General features: G+C 60.8%; 19 protein-coding genes. 12 read left to right on the top strand and 7 right to left on the bottom strand.

Features of this window, described 5'->3' with window-relative positions; all coding sequences use genetic code 11:
• Positions 1-132 precede the first annotated feature (132 nt).
• Complete coding sequence (locus tag F3H58_RS00885; RefSeq protein WP_149740920.1) at positions 133-1,134, top strand: serine hydrolase domain-containing protein; 1,002 nt, start codon at positions 133-135, stop codon at positions 1,132-1,134.
• Between the two features lie 5 nt (positions 1,135-1,139).
• On the opposite strand, the gene F3H58_RS00880 is transcribed toward F3H58_RS00885, so the two are convergent.
• Positions 1,140-1,490 (bottom strand): lysozyme inhibitor LprI family protein, encoded by a 351-nt coding sequence (locus tag F3H58_RS00880; RefSeq protein WP_137410631.1) that lies wholly within the window; start codon positions 1,488-1,490, stop codon positions 1,140-1,142.
• 174 nt (positions 1,491-1,664) lie between these two features.
• Here F3H58_RS00880 and F3H58_RS00875 point away from each other — a divergent pair, with 174 nt between their 5' ends.
• On the top strand, positions 1,665-3,071 hold the full coding sequence (locus F3H58_RS00875; RefSeq protein ID WP_149740919.1) for a DegQ family serine endoprotease: 1,407 nt from the start codon (positions 1,665-1,667) through the stop codon (positions 3,069-3,071).
• Positions 3,068-4,384, top strand: coding sequence for a replication-associated recombination protein A (locus F3H58_RS00870; protein WP_149740918.1), 1,317 nt, complete (start codon positions 3,068-3,070; stop codon positions 4,382-4,384). Before F3H58_RS00875 ends, F3H58_RS00870 begins: the two co-directional genes overlap by 4 nt.
• A gap of 113 nt (positions 4,385-4,497) precedes the next feature.
• Here the strand turns inward: F3H58_RS00870 and F3H58_RS00865 are convergent, their stop codons facing one another.
• Positions 4,498-4,812, bottom strand: a complete 315-nt coding sequence (locus tag F3H58_RS00865) for a DUF1883 domain-containing protein (protein WP_149740917.1) — start codon at positions 4,810-4,812, stop codon at positions 4,498-4,500.
• A gap of 242 nt (positions 4,813-5,054) precedes the next feature.
• On the opposite strand from F3H58_RS00865, the gene F3H58_RS00860 reads away from it, so the two are divergent.
• The 5 genes from F3H58_RS00860 to F3H58_RS00835 all read left to right on the top strand — a co-directional run bounded on the left by F3H58_RS00860 (position 5,055) and on the right by F3H58_RS00835 (position 11,493).
• On the top strand, positions 5,055-6,869 hold the full coding sequence (locus F3H58_RS00860) for a methyl-accepting chemotaxis protein (protein WP_149740916.1): 1,815 nt from the start codon (positions 5,055-5,057) through the stop codon (positions 6,867-6,869).
• Positions 6,870-7,106: 237 nt separating this feature from the next.
• On the top strand, positions 7,107-8,405 hold the full coding sequence (locus F3H58_RS00855) for an extensin-like domain-containing protein (RefSeq protein ID WP_149740915.1): 1,299 nt from the start codon (positions 7,107-7,109) through the stop codon (positions 8,403-8,405).
• Positions 8,406-8,882: 477 nt separating this feature from the next.
• On the top strand, positions 8,883-9,704 hold the full coding sequence (locus F3H58_RS00845) for a sulfite exporter TauE/SafE family protein (RefSeq protein WP_065655906.1): 822 nt from the start codon (positions 8,883-8,885) through the stop codon (positions 9,702-9,704).
• Between the two features lie 104 nt (positions 9,705-9,808).
• A complete protein-coding gene (locus tag F3H58_RS00840; protein WP_078052751.1) occupies positions 9,809-10,735 on the top strand; it encodes an ABC transporter ATP-binding protein in 927 nt (308 codons plus the stop codon).
• A complete protein-coding gene (locus tag F3H58_RS00835) occupies positions 10,732-11,493 on the top strand; it encodes an ABC transporter permease (RefSeq protein ID WP_149740914.1) in 762 nt (253 codons plus the stop codon). Before F3H58_RS00840 ends, F3H58_RS00835 begins: the two co-directional genes overlap by 4 nt.
• 156 nt (positions 11,494-11,649) lie before the next feature.
• On the opposite strand, the gene F3H58_RS00830 is transcribed toward F3H58_RS00835, so the two are convergent.
• The 5 genes from F3H58_RS00830 to F3H58_RS00810 form a co-directional block, all read right to left on the bottom strand.
• Positions 11,650-12,435 carry an SDR family oxidoreductase gene (locus F3H58_RS00830; RefSeq protein WP_149740913.1) on the bottom strand — a complete coding sequence of 262 codons (786 nt, stop codon included), beginning with the start codon at positions 12,433-12,435 and terminating at the stop codon, positions 11,650-11,652.
• Between the two features lie 24 nt (positions 12,436-12,459).
• On the bottom strand, positions 12,460-13,419 hold the full coding sequence (locus F3H58_RS00825) for a sugar-binding transcriptional regulator (protein ID WP_063947625.1): 960 nt from the start codon (positions 13,417-13,419) through the stop codon (positions 12,460-12,462).
• A gap of 20 nt (positions 13,420-13,439) precedes the next feature.
• Positions 13,440-14,909 carry an FGGY family carbohydrate kinase gene (locus F3H58_RS00820; protein ID WP_149740912.1) on the bottom strand — a complete coding sequence of 490 codons (1,470 nt, stop codon included), beginning with the start codon at positions 14,907-14,909 and terminating at the stop codon, positions 13,440-13,442.
• 121 nt (positions 14,910-15,030) lie between these two features.
• On the bottom strand, positions 15,031-15,987 hold the full coding sequence (locus F3H58_RS00815) for a transketolase family protein (RefSeq protein WP_149740911.1): 957 nt from the start codon (positions 15,985-15,987) through the stop codon (positions 15,031-15,033).
• On the bottom strand, positions 15,987-16,796 hold the full coding sequence (locus tag F3H58_RS00810) for a transketolase (RefSeq protein WP_149740910.1): 810 nt from the start codon (positions 16,794-16,796) through the stop codon (positions 15,987-15,989). Before F3H58_RS00810 ends, F3H58_RS00815 begins: the two co-directional genes overlap by 1 nt.
• Positions 16,797-17,236: 440 nt before the next feature.
• On the opposite strand from F3H58_RS00810, the gene F3H58_RS00800 reads away from it, so the two are divergent.
• The 4 genes from F3H58_RS00800 to F3H58_RS00785 all read left to right on the top strand — a co-directional run bounded on the left by F3H58_RS00800 (position 17,237) and on the right by F3H58_RS00785 (position 21,681).
• Positions 17,237-18,217, top strand: coding sequence for an ABC transporter permease (locus F3H58_RS00800; RefSeq protein WP_149740909.1), 981 nt, complete (start codon positions 17,237-17,239; stop codon positions 18,215-18,217).
• Positions 18,218-18,351: 134 nt separating this feature from the next.
• Positions 18,352-19,281: a sugar ABC transporter substrate-binding protein gene (locus tag F3H58_RS00795; protein ID WP_149740908.1), complete on the top strand. Its 930-nt coding sequence runs from the start codon at positions 18,352-18,354 to the stop codon at positions 19,279-19,281.
• A gap of 118 nt (positions 19,282-19,399) precedes the next feature.
• The gene (locus F3H58_RS00790; RefSeq protein ID WP_149740907.1) at positions 19,400-20,878 is read left to right on the top strand and encodes a sugar ABC transporter ATP-binding protein; all 1,479 of its coding nucleotides are present in this window, start codon (positions 19,400-19,402) and stop codon (positions 20,876-20,878) included.
• A gap of 14 nt (positions 20,879-20,892) precedes the next feature.
• Complete coding sequence (locus F3H58_RS00785) at positions 20,893-21,681, top strand: SDR family oxidoreductase (protein ID WP_035262232.1); 789 nt, start codon at positions 20,893-20,895, stop codon at positions 21,679-21,681.
• The last annotated feature ends 182 nt before the right edge of the window (positions 21,682-21,863 follow it).

Below are 21,863 nucleotides of genomic sequence, written 5' to 3'. Positions count from 1 at the left end.
CTCTGTTTTCATAGAGATTCCGCGAGACCGTCAAATTGGGGTGTGGAAATTCGGTGATTTAAGTAGGGTCACATTGGAGTGATTGGCGGCGTTTCCTCTTTTCATCGCCGTATGGCTTCCTAGCTCAGTGACATGAAAAGACGAACCGCACTTGCCCTTATCGCTTCCCTGCCTTTCGCCTCGCTTGCCCGCGCGCAAAGCACCGGCAATGGCATCCGTTTCGATCCGTTGCTGCGGGAGGCGGATGCGCTTTCCAGCCTCAAGGCGGTCATCGTCAGCATCGATGGCGACGAGGTCGCGAGCCGCGCCTATCACGGCGCGGGTTTGAACGGCTCCACCAATATCAAGTCGGCCTCGAAATCGATCATCTCGGCGCTTGTGGGCATGGCGATCGATCGAAAGATTCTCGAAGGCGCCGACCAGCCGATCGCGACCGTTCTGCGCGGCGATTTTCCGCAAAATCCCGATCCCCGGCTGGAACGGATCACCGTCGGCAACCTGCTGTCGATGCAATCCGGCCTGGAGCGCATGTCCGGCCCCAATTACGGCCGCTGGGTCGCCAGCCGCAACTGGGTGCGGATGGCGCTGGGTTCCGGTTTTGCCGGGGAACCGGGCGGCGGCATGCTCTATTCCACCGGCTCTACCCATCTGCTCTCGGCGATCCTGACAAAAGCATCCGGCCGTTCGACACTGTCGCTTGCGCGTGATTGGTTCCGACCGCTTGAAGGATTTTCCATCGGCGGCTGGGAGCGCGATCCGCAGGGCATCTATCTCGGCGGCAACCAGATGGCCATGACCGCGCGGTCTTTGCTGGCCTTCGGAGAGCTTTACCGCCTCGGTGGTGTGACACCTGGCGGCGAGCGGTTGATTTCTCAGGGCTGGATCGAGCAATCGTGGCGGCAGCGCACCAATTCCGTCTTTAATGGCGACGGTTACGGCTATTGCTGGTTCATCAAGGAGATGGCAGGCGAGACCGTCTATTACGCCTGGGGTTATGGCGGGCAGATGCTCTATATCGTACCCGCCAGACGGCTATCGGTCGTGATGACCTCTCGCGAGGACGCACCTTCCGCCCGAACCGGTTATCGTGACCAGTTACATGGCCTTATGGAAAACATCATCCGGGCGGTGTGAGGAGGTCAGAGCGGCCGGTTGATGCTCTGGAACGCCTCTCCGAGACGTTTCATCCGTTCCTCGTAAGCGCTGGTAAGGCAGGCAACGTCTGCTGCGCATTCCTGGCGTTTCTTCAGCCACTGGCTCTGCTCGTCGCGCAGCGTGTCGCGTGCGCCCATGGCCATCAGCTGGGTGAGGATGTCGAAGGTGGTGGCCATCTTTACATCCTGATCGTTCAGCATGCGGTTGTCGCAGATCGCCTTTTCATCCGCGGCCAGATCGGTCCTCGCGCAATCGAAGCTCGCCGCGCTGGCCAGCGAAGCGAAAGAGGGGGAGAGGAGGATGCCGCAGGCAAGGAGGATCGGTTTCAGATGCATGGGTCGTCTCTTTTTAAGGACAGTCAGGTGCCGGTGAAACCGAAAAGGGGCGCTGTTAGTTCCAATGTCGCCCACCGATCCATGCCTGGAAAAGGACGGCCATCATCTTGCCGCTCTTTGCTTTACAGGCTTTGGCGTTATAACTCCATCATACTGATGACGATGAGGAATCACATGCGAAGCGTGTTGAAGTATCTGTCCACCGGCTTTCTCGCCGCACTCATTCTCCTGCCCGTTGGTGCTACGGCGCAGGATAACAGGACCGTGCCGTCGAGCCACACGGAAATGCAGCTTTCCTTCGCGCCGCTGGTCAAGCGCACCGCGGGCGCGGTGGTGAATGTCTATGCCGAACGCGTCGTGCAGCGTCGTCTGTCGCCCTTTGCCGGTGATCCTTTCTTCGAACAGTTCTTCGGCCAGCAGATGCCGAACCGCACGGAAAAGCAGTCGTCGCTCGGCTCTGGCGTCATCGTGACCGCCGGCGGCCTCGTGGTGACCAACAATCACGTCATCGACGGTGCCGATGACATCAAGGTGGCGCTGGCGGATGGGCGTGAATTTTCCTCCAAGGTGCTGCTGAAGGATGACCGCGTCGACCTCGCCATTCTGCAGATCGATGCGAAGGAGCAGTTCCCGGTGCTGTCGCTCGGCAATTCCGATGCGATTGAAGTGGGTGATCTGGTGCTGGCCATCGGCAACCCCTTCGGTGTCGGCCAGACGGTGACGAGCGGCATCGTCTCGGGTCTGGCGCGCAACCAGGTGACGCAGGGCGATTTCGGCTTCTTCATCCAGACCGACGCTTCCATCAATCCCGGCAATTCCGGCGGCGCATTGATGAACATGGCGGGTGAGCTGATCGGCATCAATACGGCCATCTTCTCCAAGGGCGGCGGCTCGAACGGTATCGGTTTCGCCATTCCCGCCAATCTGGTCCGGGTTTTCGTGGCTGCCGCCGAGCGTGGCGATGCAAGCTTCGAGCGGCCCTATATCGGCGCGACCTTCGATCCGGTGACATCGGATGTCGCCGAGGCGCTAGGCCTGCATCGCGCCCGCGGCGCGCTGGTCGTCAGCGTCGTCAAGGGTGGGCCGGCCGAAAAGGCGGGTATCGAACCGGGTCAGGTGGTTACCGCCGTCAATGGTTTCGAGGTGGAACATCCGGATGCGCTGGGTTATCGCCTGACGACTGCCGGCATCGGCAAATCCGCCGAACTGACCGTCATGGACAAGGGAAAAGAGAAAAAGGTGACCATCGCGCTCGATACAGCGCCGGAAACCGCACCCCGCGATGAACGGCTGATCGAGGGTCGCAATCCCTTCGCCGGCGCGACGGTCGCCAATCTTTCGCCGAAGCTTGCCGATGAACTGCGCATGCCATCGCAGGTGACCGGTGTTGTCATTACCGATGTGAAGCGCGGTTCCCCGGCCTATCGTGTCGGTTTCCAGCCGAAGGACGTGATCCTGTCGCTGAACGGCGCGGATATCGGCACCACCGCAGCTGTCGAGAAGGCGCTGGACGATAATCCCGGCTTCTGGCGGGTGGAAATCCTGCGTGACGGGCAGCGCATCCGGCAGTTCCTGCGATGAGTGACGACCTCTTCGCCCCGCAAGTGCCTGTCGAGGTCGCCAACCGGCGGCCTCTTGCCGATCGCCTGCGTCCGAAGACGCTGGCGGAGGTGAGCGGGCAGCCGCATCTGACGGGCGAGGAGGGCGTGCTGCGCCGTATGATCGATAGCGGCTCACTGGGGTCGATGATCTTCTGGGGACCGCCCGGTACCGGCAAGACCACGGTTGCCCGCCTGCTTTCCGGCGAGGCGGGTTTGGCTTTCGAGCAGATCTCGGCGATCTTTTCCGGTGTCGCCGATCTCAAGAAGGTTTTCGAAGCGGCGCGCACACGGCGGATGAATGGCCGGCAGACGCTGCTTTTCGTAGACGAGATTCATCGCTTCAACCGCGCCCAGCAGGACAGCTTCCTGCCGGTGATGGAAGACGGCACCATTATTCTGGTAGGCGCCACCACCGAAAACCCGTCTTTCGAACTCAATGCCGCTCTGTTGTCGCGCGCGCGCGTCCTGACGTTCGGCTCCCATGACGAAGACAGTCTCAGCGAACTTCTGAAGCGCGCCGAGGAGGCGGAGGGCAAGCCCCTGCCGCTTACCGAGGATGCTCGGGCGAGTCTGATCCGCATGGCCGATGGCGATGGCCGCGCCGTGCTGACGCTTGCCGAAGAGGTTTGGCGCGCCGCGCGCAAGGACGAGATCTTCGATACCGAAGGGCTGACGCGCATCGTGCAGCGCCGTGCGCCCGTCTACGACAAGAGCCAGGACGGCCATTACAATCTCATTTCAGCGCTGCATAAGTCGGTGCGTGGTTCGGACCCCGATGCGGCACTTTATTACCTCGCCCGCATGTTCGATGCCGGCGAGGACCCGCTTTATCTCGGGCGGCGGCTGGTGCGCATGGCGGTGGAGGATATCGGCCTTGCCGATCCGCAGGCGCTCGCCGTCTGCAATGCCGCCAAGGATGCCTATGATTATCTCGGCTCACCCGAGGGTGAGCTGGCGCTGGCGCAGGCCTGCGTCTATCTCGCGACCGCGCCGAAATCGAACGCCGTTTATACCGCCTTCAAGTCGGCGATGCGGGCGGCCAAGGAAAACGGCTCGCTGGTGCCGCCGAAACATATTCTGAACGCGCCGACCAAGCTTATGAAGGGTGAGGGTTATGGCGACGGTTACCGTTACGACCATGACGAGCCGGATGCCTTTTCCGGGCAGGATTATTTCCCGGAGAAAATGGGGCGCACGACCTTTTACGATCCGCCTGATCGGGGGTTCGAAAGGGAAATCCGCAAGCGTCTGGACTGGTGGTCGAAGCTGCGTCGCGAGCGTGGGTCGCGCTAGGATTTTACGCGATTGCGCCGAAAACCGTATCGCGTCCGATCTTAAGAAAAAGATTCAGGCTGCTGGCAAAAAGAGTCGCGAAACCGCGACAACTCACTGTTTTTTAAGGAAGATCAGGATGCCTTGCGATGCTGTGCGGCCTGCGGCTGCGCGGGCAGCATCTTGACCGAGGATTCCGCCAGGCCGCTATGGCCTTCGGCATCGATCACCAGATGCCAGTGCAATGTCTCGGGAACGGCGATGCGGATCGGCGATTTTTTCGCGACGCCGCCGAGATATTTGAAATCGAGCAATTCGGTGAAACGCTGAAAATTGGCGCCCGTCATCAGCCGGACATTGTTGACGGCGGACAGGGATATTTCAAGGGTGGTGCCTGCCCGCAATTCCTTCAGGTCATAATGCGTATAGCGAAAATTCGGCCGGGCCATCGCGCGCCTCCCTGTAAAGTAATTTCGGTCAAAGAAGATAGGAGTCACACGGTTAACGGTGTCTTTAAATGCCGCCAGCTGGTTTGAAAATTCACGCGTGCTGTGCCTGTCCGGCATAAAAACGCCAAGGAATATGAGGATAGAAGAATACTACCGACGTATAATAGGTGTATTTAATAATAATAAAGTTTTTCCCTTTAACATCAGCTGGTCGAAGTGCATCAGCGACGTCGAGGGGGAACATGAAAAACGCAACGATATCTATGCGCCTTTATGCGCTGGTCGCATTGTTTCTGGCAATATTGGTCGCGGCGCTGACATTCAGCCTGTTTGAGGGCTACAGTGAAATGGAGCGCGAACGGAAATCCGGGCTCGCGGCCATGAACGAAACCGCTGTTGCCATTCTCGATCAATATTACCGGCTGGAGCAGGGCGGAAGCCTGTCGCGGGAGGCGGCACAACAGCAGGCCAAGACGACCATTGCGGCCATGCGCTATGGCAATGGCAGCGGCTATTTCTGGATCAACGACATGCATCCCAAAATGGTGATGCATCCGATCAAACCCGAAATGAACGGCACGGACCTTACCGCCAACAAGGACCCGAACGGTAAGGCGCTGTTCGTCGAGTTCGTGAATACGGTCAAGGCGGGCGGCAAGGGCTTTGTCGATTATTACTGGCCGAAGCCCGGCGCGCCGGAGCCGGTCGAGAAATTTTCCCATGTCGCCGGTTTCGCCCCCTGGGGCTGGATTGTCGGCACCGGTGTTTATGTTGACGATCTTGAAGCGGTGTTCTGGCGCGAGGTCTATTTTAATGGCGGTCTTTGCATCGCCGCCGGCCTTCTGGTTGTCGGCGTGGCCGCAGCCGTCGTGCGCAGCGTGACGCGGCCGATCGATCTCATCCGCCAGAGCATGCGGCGGATTGCCGACGGTGACGGCGCGGCGGATATACAGTTCGCCGACCGTCGCAATGAAATCGGCGCGATTGCCAAGACGCTGCTGGTACTGCGCGACAGCGTCAATGAGCGTAGCGCGCTGCAGGCCCGCGAGGCCGACCAGCAGCGGGCACTGGAGCAGGAGCGGCACGGTAACGAGATGGTTCTGCGCTCCGCTTCCGAGCGGCAGGCCCATGCCATGGAGCAACTGGGCGATGCGCTTGAGGCGCTTGCCAATGGCGATCTGACCGTTTCGCTTGCGGATATCGGCGCGGATTATGAAAAGCTGCGCATGGACTTCAACCGTGCCGTCGGTGCATTGCACGGCGCGATCGAGGCGATTGCCAGAACCGGCCATGTCGTCAATGACAGCGCCTCCGACATCAGCGGTGCGACCGGCAATCTTTCCCGCCGGACCGAACAGCAGGCGGCGGCGCTGGAGGAGACGGCGGCTGCTCTGGACGAGATCACCGCCACGGTGCGCACCGCTTCCGAGCGTGCCAACGAGGCACGGCAGATGGTGCAGGACACGAAAACCAGCGCCGGCCGCTCGGGCGAGATCGTGCGCAATGCCGTCGACGCCATGGGCCGTATCGAGGAGTCTTCGAAGCGCATCGGCCAGATCATCTCGGTCATCGACGAAATCGCCTTCCAGACCAATCTTCTGGCGTTGAATGCCGGTGTGGAGGCCGCGCGTGCGGGCGAGGCAGGGCGTGGCTTTGCCGTGGTGGCGCAGGAGGTTCGCGAACTGGCGCAACGCTCCGCCAATGCGGCCAAGGAAATCAAGACCCTCATCAACCGTTCGGCCGAAGAGGTTGGCGGCGGTGTCGCACTGGTACGCTCGACGGGCGATGCGCTGGAGGAGATCGTGGCGCTGGTCAATCGTGTCGATGGCCATGTCAACTCCATCGCTACGGCAGCGCGCGAGCAGGCGACCGGCCTGCAGGAGATCAACACCTCCGTCAACCACATGGACCAGATGACACAGCAGAACGCCGCCATGGTGGAAGAAACGACGGCGGCAAGCCAGACGCTCGCCGAGGAGAGCCGCCAGCTGCGCTCGCTGCTGTCGCGTTTCGAGCTTGGACATGGTGCCGGGCGCGAGGTTTCGCGGGCGGCTTGATTTCAGGTGTTTCAGGAAAGTTAAAGGGCGCGGCTTTGGCCGCGCCCTTTGTTATGCGCAAGACTTTGTCCGCCCTCGTCGTCATTGGACGCAATTGTCGCGGTCTTGTGTGGATGGGACTGCGCCAAACACATCATTCGTTATTTCCCGCAACCAATAAGGTTTCGTTTACCTCATTTCTTTAAAATTTATCCTGTATTGCCGCCAATAGCGGCCGCTGAAGGTACAGGTTCTCGTATGGCGTATGTTTCCCTTCCGCGTCGTCTTGTGACGTTGCTGATGATTTCCACGGTCATGGTGTCGTGTTCGGCGGAGGGCCTCGTGCCACCGGCGGAGGTGGATGGCACCACACGGGTCAGCGCCATCCGCTCCTCGCGGCAGCAGGGTTACAGCGCGCCGGCGGGTGCGGTGTATCAGGCCGAGCAGGCCGGGCAGGGTGCCGATTACCCGGCAGCCGTTTCACAGCCGATGCCGGAGCCTTACGCCTCGCAGGATCCCCTGCTGCAATCGCCGCAGGGCGGGCAGGGTTATTCAACGCTCGATTCCCAGCATCAGGCGCGCATGGCGGCCAGCGGCCATGGCAATATGCCGGCCCAGACAATGCAGGGCCAGACGTTGCAGGGGCAGACCATGCCCGCGCAGCAGATTACCAGCAACCAGATCGCCGAAGGCGAAGGCGGCGTGAACATGGATTCCATGCTGGGCGTGGAGCCGGTTCGCGGACTTGCCGAAGAACAGGATGCGGATATTGCCGAAGGCGCTTCGGCGCAGCCGGTGGTGGACGGTATCGGCACGGACAATCCCGTGGCCGTTCCTCCCACCCGCCAGCCGCAACGGGCCAGCCAATCGCGGCTCATCCCGCCGCCGCCGCTCGGCTCCTCCTCCCGTCGTCAGCCGGTGGAGGAAGTGGCGATGGTGATGCCGAACGATCCGATGGCGGGTGGCGGGCTGCAAAGCAACCGCTCGACGCCGCCCGGCGTCATGCCATCCTCCGAAGTTGCCTGCCGCTCCGAACTTCGCCGTCTCGGCGTAGCTTTCCGGGATGTAGCGCGCATTGCCGACGGTCCGACCTGCGGTATCGACTATCCGATCGAACTCAGCGGTCTCGCCAGCGGCGTCGCCATCCGCCCGGCGGTGAAGCTCAATTGCCAGGTCACGCTCGCCTTCGCCAAATGGGTGAAGTTCGAGCTCGTGCCATCCTCCCGCTTCCGTTATCTCTCCGGTGTTGGCCGCATCACGCCGATGGGCGGTTATTCCTGCCGCAAGATGAATTCACGCTCCAGCAATCCGTGGTCTGAACATGCACGCGGCAACGCCATCGATATCGGCACCATCACGCTGAAGAACGGCAAGGAAATCGACGTTCGCAAGAAGAGCTTCTTCGCCTTCCGCGAAAAAGCGCTGCTGAAGGCGGTGAGGTCCGACAGCTGCAAATATTTCTCCACCGTTCTCGGACCGGGCAGCGATCCCAATCACTGGAACCATTTTCACTTCGACCTGCGCACGCGTAAGTCAGGTTACAGGCATTGTGACTAGGGATTTGGATGTGGCGGGTATTATGGTGCACGACGATATTTTGTGCGGTGCTCCCCTCACTTGTTATGGTGCGTTATATCAAAAACCTCCGTCATTCCGGCCTTGAGCCGGAATCCAGTCAGCTCAAGTCCTTGAGCTGAAAAGAGTCTTTCCGCCGCGCAGACGCGCGTCGCCTGGATTCCGGCTCAAGGCCGGAATGACGGAGTTATGGATACAACCCATAATCCGACGCGTCACATTCCCACAAAAAAAGACCGGCCCGAAGGCCGGTGAAAAAGACAGCCTTATCGGGGGGATATTGGCGTCTTTGCAAGGGCATGCAATGGGAAACGATCCCATGGAGTGGTCCATCCGGCGCGGATGTGCGGCAAAAGACATCGCGCCGTACTGACCTGCGGCCAACATGGCTTGCCGCGCTCTTCTGATACGCTATGAGGGTCACATGTTTGTGACAACGGCCTTCGGGAGCCTGCCTTTATGCCCCCTGTTTCAGAGCTGATGGTCTTTGCTGCGGCGCTTGCGGCAGCGGGTGTGGTCGCCGGTCTTCTGGCGGGGCTGTTCGGCATTGGCGGCGGCGCGGTGCTGGTGCCCGTCTTCTATCAGGTCTTCGGGCTGCTGGATGTGCCGGAGGCGGTGCGCATGCATCTCTCGCTAGGCACATCGCTCGCCATTATCGTGCCCACCTCCATCCGCTCGTTCCTGACGCATCGTCAGAAAGGCGCGGTCGATATCGATCTGCTGAAGGGCTGGATCGTCGCCGTGCCGCTCGGCACCATCCTCGCATCCGTGGTTGCCGCTTATGCCTCGAGCGTTGCGCTGCGGCTGATCTTCGCCTTCATCGCGCTGGCGCTTGCCTTCCGGATGATCTTCAACCGGGCAAGCTGGCATCTCGGTTCCGACCTGCCGCAAAATCCGGGCCGTTTTCTGGTGGGCACCGGCATTGGGCTTTTTTCCGGCCTGATGGGCGTGGGTGGTGGGGTGATGAACAACACCTTCATGACGCTTTACGGACGGACCATCCATCAGGCGGTCGCCACGTCTTCCGGCGTCGGTGTGCTGATTTCGCTGCCGGGGCTCCTCGGATATATCTGGGCCGGCTGGGGCGATGCGGGCCTGCCGCCGTTTTCCACCGGCTTCATCAACTGGATCGCCGTGGTGCTCTTGATCCCCATTACGCTCGTGGTCGCGCCCTATGGCGCGCGGCTGGCGCATGCGCTCAGCAAGAAGCAGCTGGAGCGCGCCTTCGGACTGTTTCTGGTCTTCGTTGCGGCGCAGTTTTTCTATAGCGTTTACGGCTGATTTTCCTTAATCGCCGAACGCAGTGTTCAGCCCGTCGGACTGGCATTTGCGCCGTTCCCGGCCTATATGGCGTGCATCTTACTCGGTTTTTCGAAAGATTCGCCATGAATGCCATTGTTTCGATACGGAATCTGACAAAATCCTACGCAAACGGCTTTCAGGCGCTCAAAGGTGTCAGCCTCGATATCAAGGAGGGGGAAATCCTTGCTCTTCTCGGTCCGAACGGTGCTGGCAAGACGACATTGATCTCCATCGTCTGCGGCCTCGTCAATCCCGGTGAAGGTTCGGTGCTTGTCGGCGGGCACGATGTGGTGAAGGATTTTCGCCAGACCCGCGCCCTGATTGGCCTCGTGCCGCAGGAATTGACCACAGACCAGTTCGAGACGGTGTGGAACACCGTCAGCTTCTCCCGCGGCCTGCACGGGCAGAAGAAGAACCCGGAACTGATCGAGCGCATCCTGAAATCCCTGTCGCTGTGGAACAAGAAGGACAATATGCTGCGGGAGCTTTCCGGCGGCATGAAACGGCGTGTGCTGATCGCCAAGGCGCTCGCGCATGAGCCGAAAGTTCTGTTCCTTGACGAGCCGACGGCCGGCGTGGATGTGGCGTTGCGCCGCGACATGTGGAATGTGGTTTCAGAGCTGCGCGCCAAGGGCGTTACCATCATCCTCACCACGCATTACATCGAAGAGGCGGAAGAAATCGCCGACCGGGTAGGCGTCATCAATGGCGGCGAATTGCTGCTGGTGGAGGAAAAGACGGCGCTGATGAAGAAACTCGGCCGCAAGCAGCTTTTCCTGGAGCTTGCCCAGCCCGTCGAGCAATTGCCCGACAGTCTTGCGCCCTTCGGGCTGACGCTTTCCGATGACCGCTGCACCGTTACCTACGAAATCGAGGATAATGGCGAACAGAGCCGCATTGCCGACGTTCTGAGCGCCCTTTTCGCCGCCAACATCCATTTCAAGGATATTTCAACGCGGCAGAGTTCGCTTGAGGATATCTTCGTTTCGCTGGTGGGAGGCCAGAAATGAATTTCGAAGCCATCAAGGCCATCTATCTGTTCGAAATGGCGCGCACGCGCCGCACCCTGCTGCAGAGCGTGGTCTCCCCGGTCATTTCCACCTCGCTTTATTTCATCGTGTTCGGAACCGCGATCGGTTCGCGGATTCAGGAGGTTGGCGGTGTTTCCTACGGCGCGTTCATAACGCCCGGCCTCATCATGCTGACGCTTCTGACGCAATGTATCGGCAACGGTTCCTTCGGCATCTATTTCCCGAAATTCACCGGCACGGTCTATGAAATCCTCTCCGCTCCGGTGGCGATGACGGAAATTCTGGCCGGTTATGTCGGGGCGGCGGCGACCAAGGGGCTGATGATCGGCACGATCATCCTGATTACCGCCTCCTTCTTCGTGGATATCACCATCGCTCACCCGTTCATGATGATCCTGTTCTTCGTTCTCACGGCGGTGAGCTTCAGCCTGTTCGGCTTTATCATCGGCATCTGGGCGACGAATTTCGAGCAGCTGAACCTCATCCCCATGCTGGTGGTGCCGCCGCTGACCTTCCTTGGCGGCAGCTTCTATTCCATCGACATGCTGCCGCCCTTCTGGCAGACGGTCAGCCACTTCAATCCGGTGCTCTATCTCATCAGCGGTTTCCGCTGGAGTTTCTACGAGATCGCCGACGTCAATCCTGCCATCAGCCTTGGGATGATCACGCTGTTTCTGGCGCTGTGCCTCGGTGTTGTCGGCTGGATGTTCAAGACGGGGTATCGGCTGCGGAACTGATGGCTCAATCGTTAGAGATAGCGGAAAGCTTCCCCTCACACGCGACGTCATCCTCGGGCTTGTCCCGAGGATCTGCAACCGATTGATTTTATTGGACGTGATTAGATCCTCGGGACAAGCCCGAGGATGACGGAGGAGAGGCTTTAGCAAGCCCCTTTACGACATAATCAACCCACCATCGACGTTGATCGTCTGGCCGGTGATATAAGCCGCATCTTCGGAAGCCAGAAACGCCACCAGTGCGGCGACTTCGGCGGGCGTTCCGGCGCGGCGCATGGGGATGTTGCGCACCCATTCGGCCATCAGTTCGCCGGGCTTGTATTCACCCAGCATCTGGCCCCAGACGCGGTCGTTATAGTCCCACATTTCGGTGTGGATGATGCCTGGGCAAATGGCGTTGACGGTAATGCCTTCCGGCGCGAGTTCCTTGGCAAGGCTCTGCGTCAGCCCGATAACGCCGAACTTCGAGGCGGCATAATGCGGGGTGTAGATGAAGCCCTGCCGCGCCTGACCGGAGGCGGTATTGACGAGGCGACCTTTGGTGCCGCTTTCGCGGAAGCGGCGGATCGCCTCCTGGCAGCAGAGGAATGCGCCCTTGGTGTTGACGTCGAGATTGAAATCCCACTGTTCCTGCGTCAGTTCCTCGATCTTCGAAATGGTGATGACGCCGGCGTTCTGGACGGAGATGGAAAGCGGGCCGATCGCCTCTTCGGCGGCGCCATAGGCCTCGCGCACCGCTGCCGCATCTCGAACATCGAGGATCACGCCATGGGTGGCGGCCCCGGTTTCGTCAGCGAGTTTTTTCGCGGTGTCCTGCGTGTCTTTGTCGACAGAGGCGATGGCGACTTTCGCGCCTTCCTCGGCAAAACGGCGGGCGATGCCGTAACCGATGCCCTTGTTGCCTCCGGTCACGAATACGGATTGACCTTCAAAGCGCCTCATGTCTCCTCCTTTATGGGATTTTGGCTATGTTTCCTGGCCGACCAGTCGTTCGGCGGTGAATTTGTCGGTGACGAGCACGTCGATCACACCGGTTCTGAGCGCGCCGGCAATCGCCTCGGTCTTTTTCGAACCGCCGGCTAGCGCAATGACACGGTCGACATTGGAGAGGTTTTCCAGCGGCAGGCCAATGACCCGGTCGTCCAGCGGCGTTTTGACCGGCTTGCCGTCCTTGTCGAAGAAGCGCAGCGAGATGTCGCCCACCGCACCCGCCTGCGCGAGATCGGCCAGTTCCTTGGCGGAAAAGATGTTACCGGAGCGGGCGAGAAGCTCCGACGGCTCGACCGCACCGATGCCGACGACGGCGAGGGTGATCGACCCGAAGAGATCGATGGTCTCACGCACGAAGGGGTCGGCGAGCATCAAAAGCTTCGCCTCGCGGGATGTGGCGACGCCCGGGACCGGCAGCAGTTTCGGTTCGGCCTCTGTCAGCCGCGCCAGGCGCGTGGTGATCTGGGTCGCATGCGTCTGCACCGATGGGTCGCCCATGCCGCCCAGCGTCTGGACGATATAGCGCGCCTTGGCGCCTTTAAGCGGATGGATGTTTTCCACCATTTTGAAGATTGTCTGGCTCCAGCTGGAGACGCCGATGATCTCGTTCTGCGACAGCGTCACCTCGAGAAAATGCGCCGCTGCCTCGCCGATGCGGGCCATGATCGCGCCATCGCGATCCTCGCTGCAATCGACAACGATGGCCTCCGGCAGGTCGAAACGTTCCCGCAGCTGCGCTTCCAGATCGCTATAGGTGCCGGGCGGCGGAATGATGCTGGTGCGGACAATGCCTTCCGCCTCGGCGCGCTTCAACATGCGCGAGACGGTGGCTTGCGAAAGGTTGAGATGCTGGGCGATTTCCGCCTGGCGCTTGTGCTCGCTGAAATACATCTGCGCCACGCGGGAAATCATTCGAAGTTCGTTTAGCCTGCCCATAAGCCCTCCAGGGTGAATTTTTATTCACCATTACCCGAGGTTACAGGCAAGGTCGAGCGGGCAATCGCATCGCGCCAGATGCCAAGCCGCTGGCTGTTTTCGCTCGCGGACGGCGCGATGGTGTTGCCGTTGCTGTTCAGCGCCGCGATGGCATCGAGATCGCTCCAGACACCCAGGGCGAGGCCGGCGAGATAGGCAGCACCCAGCGCGGAGGCTTCCGGCGCATCGCGCTGGATGACGGGGTGTTGCAGCATGTCGGCGACACATTGCATCAGGAAACGGTTCTGGCTCGGGCCGCCATCCACGAACAGGCGTCCAAAGCCCGAAGGCGACTGCGCGCGCATGGCGGCGAAGACGTCATGGACTTGAAAGGCGATGGAATCGGTGACGGAGCGGGCCATCTGGGCGCGGGTAGTGCTGAAATTGATCTGGGAGAAAAGCGCACGCGCATTCGTATCCCAATAGGGTGCGCCAAGACCAACGAAGGCTGGCACGAAACCGGGGCCATCAGGCTCGGCGGTGGAGGCGAGCTCCACCAGCGCGGCGACATCCGGCAGGCCGAGAATCTCCGTCATCCAGGGCAGGGAGGCGGCCGAAACGAGAATATTGCCCTCGAAGGCGAAGGTCGGTTTGCCGCCGAGCCGCCATGCAACGGTGGTGGTGATGCCGCGTTCGGGCGCGATGAAATGCGGCAGGGTTGTCATGACCGAGGAGCCGGTGCCGAAGGTTACCTTGCCATCACCCGGATTGAAGGCGCCGTGGCCGAAGAGGGCTGCGTGGCTGTCGCCGATGGCGGCGAGGATCGGCGTGCCGTCCTTGATGCCGGGAACGCCTGATGTGACGCCAAAATCGCCGCTGCTGTCGCGCAGATCGGGCAGGGCGTTGATATCGATGCCGAAGAGCTCGCAAAGCTCTTCGCTCCAGACCTGCCGGTTGAGATCGAGTACCTGGCTTCGCGCGGCATTGGAGGCGTCGCAGGCATGGACCTTGCCGCCGGTCAGGCAATGGATGAGCCAACTATCGATGGTGCCGAGGCGAAGCTTGCGTCCCTTTGGCGCACGCTCAAGAAGCCAGCGCATTTTCGCGCCGGGAAACATTGGATCGATCGGTAGGCCAGTCAGCGCCATGACGTGCTCTGAGTGGCCCTTTTCGATGAGTTCGGCGCAGTCCTGCGCCGTTCGGCGGCATTGCCAGCTCAAGACTGGACCAAGCGGTTGGCCGGTCTCGCCATCCCATATGGTCACGGATTCGCGCTGGTTGGAAATTGAGATAGCCGCCACGTCGGTGGTAGAGGGTGCACCACCAAGGCAGGCAGAGATCGCTTCGCGGACAGATGCCCAGATGCGGTTCGGATCTTGCTCTACCCAGCCGGGCTGCGGATAGGTGATGCCGACCGGCGACGATCCGCGCGCAAGAAGCTCGCCGGTTTCCGAAACAAGAATGGCCTTGGAATTGGTCGTGCCTTGATCGATGGACAGAATAGCGCGCATCACTGTGTTCTCTCGTCTGCGGCGGTCATTTTCACACGATGTTCTTTCTTTAAGAAGCTGCGTGTGTACTAAAAGAAGTCGCCGCGCATCCGAAGACACGCGACGACTCTGGGAGGAGACTTTATTTTCTCTTGATCAGCGCTTCGGTCGCATCCGCAATGGCGGCCGGCGCCATGCCGAATTCATCCAGCAGCCATTCGGCCGAACCGGTATGGGCGAAGACGCCCGGAACGCCGAGGCGCTTCATCGGCACAGGCGCCTGTTCGACCACGACTTCGGCAATGGCGGAGCCGAGGCCGCCGAAGATCGAATGTTCCTCGGCCGTCAGGATCGCGCCGGTTTCCTTCGCTGCTGCGACGATGGCCGCCTCATCGATGGGACGCACGGTCGCCATGTTCAGCACACGCGCCTTGACGCCACGGCTGGCCAGAATGTCGGCGGCCTTGACGATTCGGTGGGTCAGCGTGCCGTTGGCGATCAGCGTCACATCGGAACCTTCACGCAACAGGTTGGCGCGGCCGAGTTCGAAGACATGGCCTTCCGGCAGCAGATCCGGCACGCCGACGCGTGACAGGCGCAGGAAGCAGGGGCCGGCATAGTCTGCCGCCCATTTGACGGCGGCCGCCGTTTCGATGCGGTCGCAGGGGGCGATGACCGGCAGGTTGGGCAGAACGCGGGTCCAGGCGAAATCCTCGATGGAATGATGTGTCGGACCGAGTTCGCCATAGGCCATGCCCGAGGAGATGCCGATCAGTTTCACATTGGCGTTGGAATAAGCAAGGTCGGCCTTGATCTGCTCCAGCGCGCGGCCGGTGAGGAAGCAGGATGCGCCGCAGACGAAGGGCAGCTGGCCGCCATTGGCAAGGCCGGCGCCAACGCCGACCATGTTCTGTTCGGCAATGCCGACATTGACGAGGCGCTCGGGGAATTTCGACTTGAAGCCGCCGAGTTTCGAGGAGCCGACCGAATCGTTGCAGACGGCAACGACCTTGTCACTGCCGGCGGCCAGCGCCTCCAGCGTTTCAGCGAAGGCGTCGCGGCAATCATAAAGCTTGGCGGCGGTTACGGGCGCGTTCATTACAATGCCTCCGAAAGTTCTTTGACGGCAATTTCGTACTGTTCCCTGCTCGGAACCTTATGGTGCCAGTCGACGCGGTCCTGCATGAAGGAAATGCCGTGACCCTTGTTGGTGTGGGCGACGATGCAATGCGGGCGGTCGCCGCGATGCTCCAGCGCCGGCACGACTTCCGCCATGGCATTGCCGTTGATTTCGCTGACTTCCCAGCCGAAAGCCTCCAGCTTCGGGCGAAGCGGCGCGACATCATTGGTTTCCGAAAGCGCCGCACCCTGCTGGAAGCGATTGTGGTCGACGATCAGCGTCAGGTTGTTCAGACCGAATTGTGCGGCGGACATGATGGCTTCCCAGTTAGAGCCTTCCTGCATCTCGCCGTCGCCGGTCATCACATAGGTGTGGTAGTCCGCGCCGGAAAGCTTGGCCGCCTTGGCCATGCCGACGGCGACGGGCAATCCATGGCCGAGCGGGCCGGTATTGGTTTCGACGCCAGGCACCTTGTTACAGTTCGGGTGGCCGTTGAGGCGCGAATTCGGCTGCAGAAAGGTCGAGATTTCCTCTTCGGGGATGAAGCCGCGCTTGGCGAGCGTCACATAAAGCGCGCAGGCCGTATGGCCCTTGGAAAGCACGAAACGGTCGCGGGCAGGGTTTTTCGGATCATCCGGCCAGATGCGCAGGACGCGGAAATAAAGGGCCGTCATGATGTCGATAGCAGACATTTCGCCGCCGACATGGCCCGCACCCGCTTCGAAAACAGCCTGTACGTCGCGAAGGCGAATCTGGCGCGCAATGCGCTCTAGCTCCTGGGACTGCATGGAATCCTCTTCAAAACATGTGTGTGAATATTTATACAGCTATTTATATAATTGCAAAGATGGCGTTTCTGTCAAGCCGGAATTGTGAATTGCCCTGTTTAGATGCGCGTGAGCGAGCATGGCGATGGTGCAACATCCCAAGCGGCAGATACCCACGCAGCCCTCATTCCTGTGCTTGTCACAGGAATCCGGTCAGCCCAAGTCCTTGGGCTAAAAGGGCTCTTCCCGCCGCGCAGACGCGCGTCGACTGGATTCCTGTGACAAGCACAGGAATGAGGAGAGAGGCGGCAGGCTGGAAGCCTCCTGTCCTTGTTCACGGCAGGCCTCGCCATTAACGCCCTATTGACAACCTTCTCGAAACTGGCTTATGCATGTTTCACCGATGATGAATAATTATTCTAATCGGTTTAAAAAATGCAAGACAGTCACCGGGAGGAGCCATGTCCGCGATTGAACGCAATGAGGGGGTCACGCACACCAGGAGCCCGCTTACCTGGTTGAGCGGAGCGACGGGACCTCTTTTGGGCCTGCTGCTGCTCTGCGTGTTTCTGACCTTCGCCAGCGAGAATTTCCTGTCGCTGCGCAATGGGCTCAACATTCTCGACCAGATCACCGTTCTCGGCATCATGGCCGTCGGCATGACCTTCGTGATCCTCCTTGGCGGCATCGATCTGTCTGTCGGCTCGGTTTTGGCGCTGTCGATGATGATCATGGGCTGGACGGCCAATGTGGCGGGCATGCCGATGGGCATGGCCATCGTGCTGGCGCTGATCGCGTCCGCCGCCTGCGGCCTCGTGGTCGGCATTCTCGTCACCGCCTTCCGTGTGCCGGCCTTCATCGCCACGCTGGCCATGATGTCGGTGGCGCGCGGTCTCGCCAATATGATCACCGATGGACAGCAGATTGTCGGTTTCCCTGACTGGTTCATGATGCTGGCAATCGACCGCCATTTCGGCGTGCTGACAGCGACCGTGCTTCTGATGCTCGTCGTCGTTCTGGTTTCCTGGCTGTTCCTGCGCTTCCGTTCGGAAGGCCGGACGGTCTATGCGGTCGGCGGTAACCCGGAAGTGGCGCGTCTTGCCGGCATCAATGTGCCGCTGGTGACGATCTGCGTTTATGTCGCCTGTGCGGTTCTTGCCGGTCTCGCCGGCATCGTTCTTGCGGCACGTCTCGACTCGGTGCAGCCCTCCAGCGGCTTCGGTTACGAGCTGGATACGATTGCGGCCGTCGTCATCGGCGGAACCTCGCTTTCGGGCGGTGCAGGCGGCATCGGCGGAACGCTGATCGGCGTGCTGATCATCGGCGTGCTGCGCAACGGCCTCAACCTGCTCAACGTCTCTCCCTTTTTGCAGCAGGTCATCATCGGTGTCGTCATCGTGCTGGCCGTTGGCGCTGAAACCTTGCGCCGCCGCAGAAGCTGAATTTGCCTGCGGACGGTGCTGAGCCGTCCGCGCAATAAACGACCCTCCTTATTGGGGAGGCGTGAAATAAACGGCCGGAGGGGAGGAGGTTCGATCTGCCCGAAGGTCAACAATCAACAAATGGAGGAATAATCATGAAATTTTCACGCATTCTGCTCACATCCGCCGCCCTTCTCGCCCTGTCGCTCGGCCAGGCTAATGCCGCCGAAGTCAAGAAGATCGGCCTTGCCGTCGCCAATCTGCAGGCGAACTTCTTCAACCAGATCAAGCAGGCCGTTGAGGCCGAAGCCAAGACACGCGGCATTGCAGTCGTCACCGTCGATGCCAAGGGCGACGGTCCGACGCAGGTGAACCAGATCCAGGACCTGCTGACCCAGAACATCGACGCGCTGATCTATATTCCGGCCGGTGCCGCCGCCGCGACCGTTCCGGTAAAGCTTGCCAAGGCCGCCGGCGTTCCCGTCATCAACATCGACCGCAATGCCGATGGCGCGCCGGGCGATACCTTCCTCGCCACCGATTCCGTCGCTTCCGCCAAGTCGGTATGCGATTACATCATCAAGCAGGCCGGTGGTTCGGGCAAGATGGTCATCATCCACGGCCAGAAGGGCACGACGCCGGAAGTGGACCGCACCAAGGGCTGCATGGAATCGGTGAAGGCCAATTCCGGCGTGAAGATCGTTGCCGAACAGTGGTCCAACATGTGGAGCCAGGATGAAGGCTTCCAGATCATGCAGAACATGCTGCAGGCCAATCCGGATGTCTCCATCGTCTTTGCACAGGCCGACGGTCTGGCGCTTGGCGCGGCGCAGGCGATCAAGGTCGCTAATCCCTCGCAGAAGATCGTGGTTGGCGGTTTCGATGGCGATACGGCGGCGCTTGAGGCGCTGAAGAACGGCGTTTTCGACGTGACCGCGACGCAGCAGACCCAGAAGATGGGCCGCATGGCTGTCGAAATGGCCGTCAAGATCGTCGGCGGCGAAAAGGTTCCGGCTGTGCAGCTTTCCGATGCGACGCTGACCACCAAGGAAAATGTCGAAGGCTTCATCGCCAACCATCCCTGATGCATCCGCCCCGCGCGTCCGATGGGATGCGCGGGGCATTCATTGGTTTGTTTTTATGCAATTTGGACACAAGGCTGTGGCGGATCTCCGCCGCGATCATGTCCTGGGAGGTCCCGTCATGCGCGAGCCGGTTCTTTCGCTCCGTGGCATCAGCAAACGTTACGGTCCGCTCGAGGTCCTGAAAAACGTCGATCTCGACGTTTATCCCGGCGAAGTGGTGGCCCTGCTGGGTGAAAACGGCGCGGGCAAATCCACGCTGTCAGGCATCATCGCCGGTTCGCGCGAGCCGTCCGAAGGCACGATGACATGGCTTGGGCAGCCCTATGCACCGTCTTCGCCGCGAGAGGCGATCGACAAGGGCATCGTCCTCATCCATCAGGAATTGAAGCTCCTGCCGGAGCTTTCCATCGCCGAAAACGTGTTCATTGGCCGCTGGCCGATGAAGAACGGCGTCGTTGACCGCGCCGAGATGGTGCGCAGAGCCCAGCAGCAATTGGCGCGCCTCAACCTTCACATTCCCGCGACCCGCAAGGTGGCCGGCCTTTCGACCGCCAACCAGCAGCTGATCGAAATCGCCAAGGCGCTGGCGCTGGACGCCAAACTTCTGATCCTTGACGAGCCAACGGCGGCACTTGGCGGCGCGGAAACGCAGGCGCTGTTCGAGCAGGTGCGCAAGCTGCGCGCCGAGGGCGTGGGCATCATCTATATTTCCCACCGCATGGAAGAGATCAAACAGATCACCGACCGCATCGTCGTGTTGCGCGATGGCGAGCGGGTGCATGAATTTGCCGATAGCGCGACGCCGGTGCGTACCATCGTCGAAAGCATGGTCGGCCGCTCGCTGGAGCGCCTGTTCCCGGCGTTGCCGGAACCGCAGGACAAGGTGGTGCTGGAGGTCAAGGGGCTGACCGGCGCGACCAATGCCTTCCGCGACATCAGCTTCGGCGTTCGCGCCGGTGAAATTCTCGGTATTGCCGGTCTGATCGGGGCGGGACGGACCGAGCTGGTGCGGGCCATTTCCGGCGCTGATCCGACGAGTGCGGGTGAGGTGCTGCTGGATGGCAAGGTGCTGACGCTGAAAAGCCCGGCGGACGCCATCGCCAAGGGCATCGTCATGGTGCCGGAAGACCGCAAATTGCAGGGGCTGGTGGTGGAGCACGAGATCGGCGAAAACCTGATCTATGCCAATCTCGACCGCGTCGGCACCGGCTGGATCACGCCGCGTATCAAGCGCGCCTTTACCAAGGAGGCCATCGCCAAGTTTGGCGTGAAGGGCCGCAGCGAACAGCCGGCATCGGATCTTTCCGGCGGCAACCAGCAGAAGGTGGTCATTGCCAAATGGCTTGCCCGCAATCCCCGCGTGGTGGTGCTGGACGAACCGACGCGCGGCATCGATGTCGGCGCGCGCGCGGGCATTTACGATATTATCGTCGGTCTGGCTAAGGACGGCGTGGCCGTCATCGTCGTCAGCTCCGATCTCGAGGAGGTGCTGGGCGTTTCGAACCGCATCCTCGTGCTTGCGCAGGGAAAACAGGCCGGCATCCTCAACCGCGACGAAGCAAACGACGTCTCGGTCATGGAACTGGCGACCATCTGAAGAAGGAAACAGAGATGTCCACCATCACCCTCAACGCGCCGAAACTGTTCGATCTTTCCGGCCAGGTGGCGCTCGTCACCGGCGCCGGTTCCGGCATCGGCCAGCGGATCGCCATGGGGCTCGCCCAATCCGGCGCCAATGTCGCGCTGCTTGATCGCCGCACCGATGACGGCCTGGCGCAGACGGCGGATTTCATCGCCAAGGCCGGGCGCAAGTCGATCCAGATTGCCGCTGATGTGACCAGCAAAGAGGCGCTGACCGATGCGGTTGCCCGCACCGAGGCCGAACTTGGCGCGCTGTCGCTCGCCGTCAATGCGGCCGGCATCGCCAATGCCAATCCGGCCGAGGAGATGGAGGAAAGCCAGTTCCAGACGATGATGGACATCAACCTGAAGGGCGTTTTCCTCTCCTGCCAGGCGGAAGCCAATGCCATGCTGAAGAACGGGCGCGGCGCAATCGTCAACATCGCCTCCATGTCCGGCGTCATCGTCAATCGCGGGCTGATGCAGTGCCACTACAATGCCTCGAAGGCAGGCGTCATCCACATGTCGAAATCCATGGCGATGGAGTGGGTGGGGCGCGGCATCCGCGTCAACACCATCTCGCCGGGTTACACGGCGACACCGATGAATACGCGGCCGGAAATGGTCCATCAGACCAAGCTTTTCGAAGAGCAGACGCCGATGCAGCGTATGGCGGGTGTGGACGAAATGGTCGGCCCGGCGATCTTCCTGCTCTCCGATGCGGCGAGTTTCGTGACGGGCGTGGACTTGCTGGTGGATGGCGGTTTCTGCTGCTGGTAGTGTTTTCGACGCGGTAGCGCTGAGGTGGATGATAGGGCGCGCCAGACCTATGGGTGAGGTTGACGCGGCTTTTTCCTCCGTCACCCCGGACTTGATCCGGGGTCCAGTGCGATCAAGTCTTTGATCGCAAAAGACTCTTCTCACGGCGCAGACGCGCCGTGGCTGGATGCCGGATCAAGTCC

The sequence above is a fragment of the Rhizobium sp. NFACC06-2 genome (assembly GCF_900101425.1).
Classification (GTDB): domain Bacteria; phylum Pseudomonadota; class Alphaproteobacteria; order Rhizobiales; family Rhizobiaceae; genus Agrobacterium; species Agrobacterium leguminum.
This window is presented reverse-complemented; position numbering and strand designations above follow the sequence as displayed.

Excerpts from the sequence above, each read along its gene's own strand:
- F3H58_RS00885 (WP_149740920.1), top strand. The coding sequence starts at position 133 with ATGAAAAGACGAACCGCACTTGCCCTTATCGCTTCCCTGCCTTTCGCC.
- F3H58_RS00880 (WP_137410631.1), bottom strand. The coding sequence starts at position 1,490 with ATGCATCTGAAACCGATCCTCCTTGCCTGCGGCATCCTCCTCTCCCCC.
- F3H58_RS00875 (WP_149740919.1), top strand. The coding sequence starts at position 1,665 with ATGCGAAGCGTGTTGAAGTATCTGTCCACCGGCTTTCTCGCCGCACTC.
- F3H58_RS00870 (WP_149740918.1), top strand. The coding sequence starts at position 3,068 with ATGAGTGACGACCTCTTCGCCCCGCAAGTGCCTGTCGAGGTCGCCAAC.
- F3H58_RS00865 (WP_149740917.1), bottom strand. The coding sequence starts at position 4,812 with ATGGCCCGGCCGAATTTTCGCTATACGCATTATGACCTGAAGGAATTG.
- F3H58_RS00860 (WP_149740916.1), top strand. The coding sequence starts at position 5,055 with ATGAAAAACGCAACGATATCTATGCGCCTTTATGCGCTGGTCGCATTG.
- F3H58_RS00855 (WP_149740915.1), top strand. The coding sequence starts at position 7,107 with ATGGCGTATGTTTCCCTTCCGCGTCGTCTTGTGACGTTGCTGATGATT.
- F3H58_RS00845 (WP_065655906.1), top strand. The coding sequence starts at position 8,883 with ATGCCCCCTGTTTCAGAGCTGATGGTCTTTGCTGCGGCGCTTGCGGCA.
- F3H58_RS00840 (WP_078052751.1), top strand. The coding sequence starts at position 9,809 with ATGAATGCCATTGTTTCGATACGGAATCTGACAAAATCCTACGCAAAC.
- F3H58_RS00835 (WP_149740914.1), top strand. The coding sequence starts at position 10,732 with ATGAATTTCGAAGCCATCAAGGCCATCTATCTGTTCGAAATGGCGCGC.
- F3H58_RS00830 (WP_149740913.1), bottom strand. The coding sequence starts at position 12,435 with ATGAGGCGCTTTGAAGGTCAATCCGTATTCGTGACCGGAGGCAACAAG.
- F3H58_RS00825 (WP_063947625.1), bottom strand. The coding sequence starts at position 13,419 with ATGGGCAGGCTAAACGAACTTCGAATGATTTCCCGCGTGGCGCAGATG.
- F3H58_RS00820 (WP_149740912.1), bottom strand. The coding sequence starts at position 14,909 with ATGCGCGCTATTCTGTCCATCGATCAAGGCACGACCAATTCCAAGGCC.
- F3H58_RS00815 (WP_149740911.1), bottom strand. The coding sequence starts at position 15,987 with ATGAACGCGCCCGTAACCGCCGCCAAGCTTTATGATTGCCGCGACGCC.
- F3H58_RS00810 (WP_149740910.1), bottom strand. The coding sequence starts at position 16,796 with ATGCAGTCCCAGGAGCTAGAGCGCATTGCGCGCCAGATTCGCCTTCGC.
- F3H58_RS00800 (WP_149740909.1), top strand. The coding sequence starts at position 17,237 with ATGTCCGCGATTGAACGCAATGAGGGGGTCACGCACACCAGGAGCCCG.
- F3H58_RS00795 (WP_149740908.1), top strand. The coding sequence starts at position 18,352 with ATGAAATTTTCACGCATTCTGCTCACATCCGCCGCCCTTCTCGCCCTG.
- F3H58_RS00790 (WP_149740907.1), top strand. The coding sequence starts at position 19,400 with ATGCGCGAGCCGGTTCTTTCGCTCCGTGGCATCAGCAAACGTTACGGT.
- F3H58_RS00785 (WP_035262232.1), top strand. The coding sequence starts at position 20,893 with ATGTCCACCATCACCCTCAACGCGCCGAAACTGTTCGATCTTTCCGGC.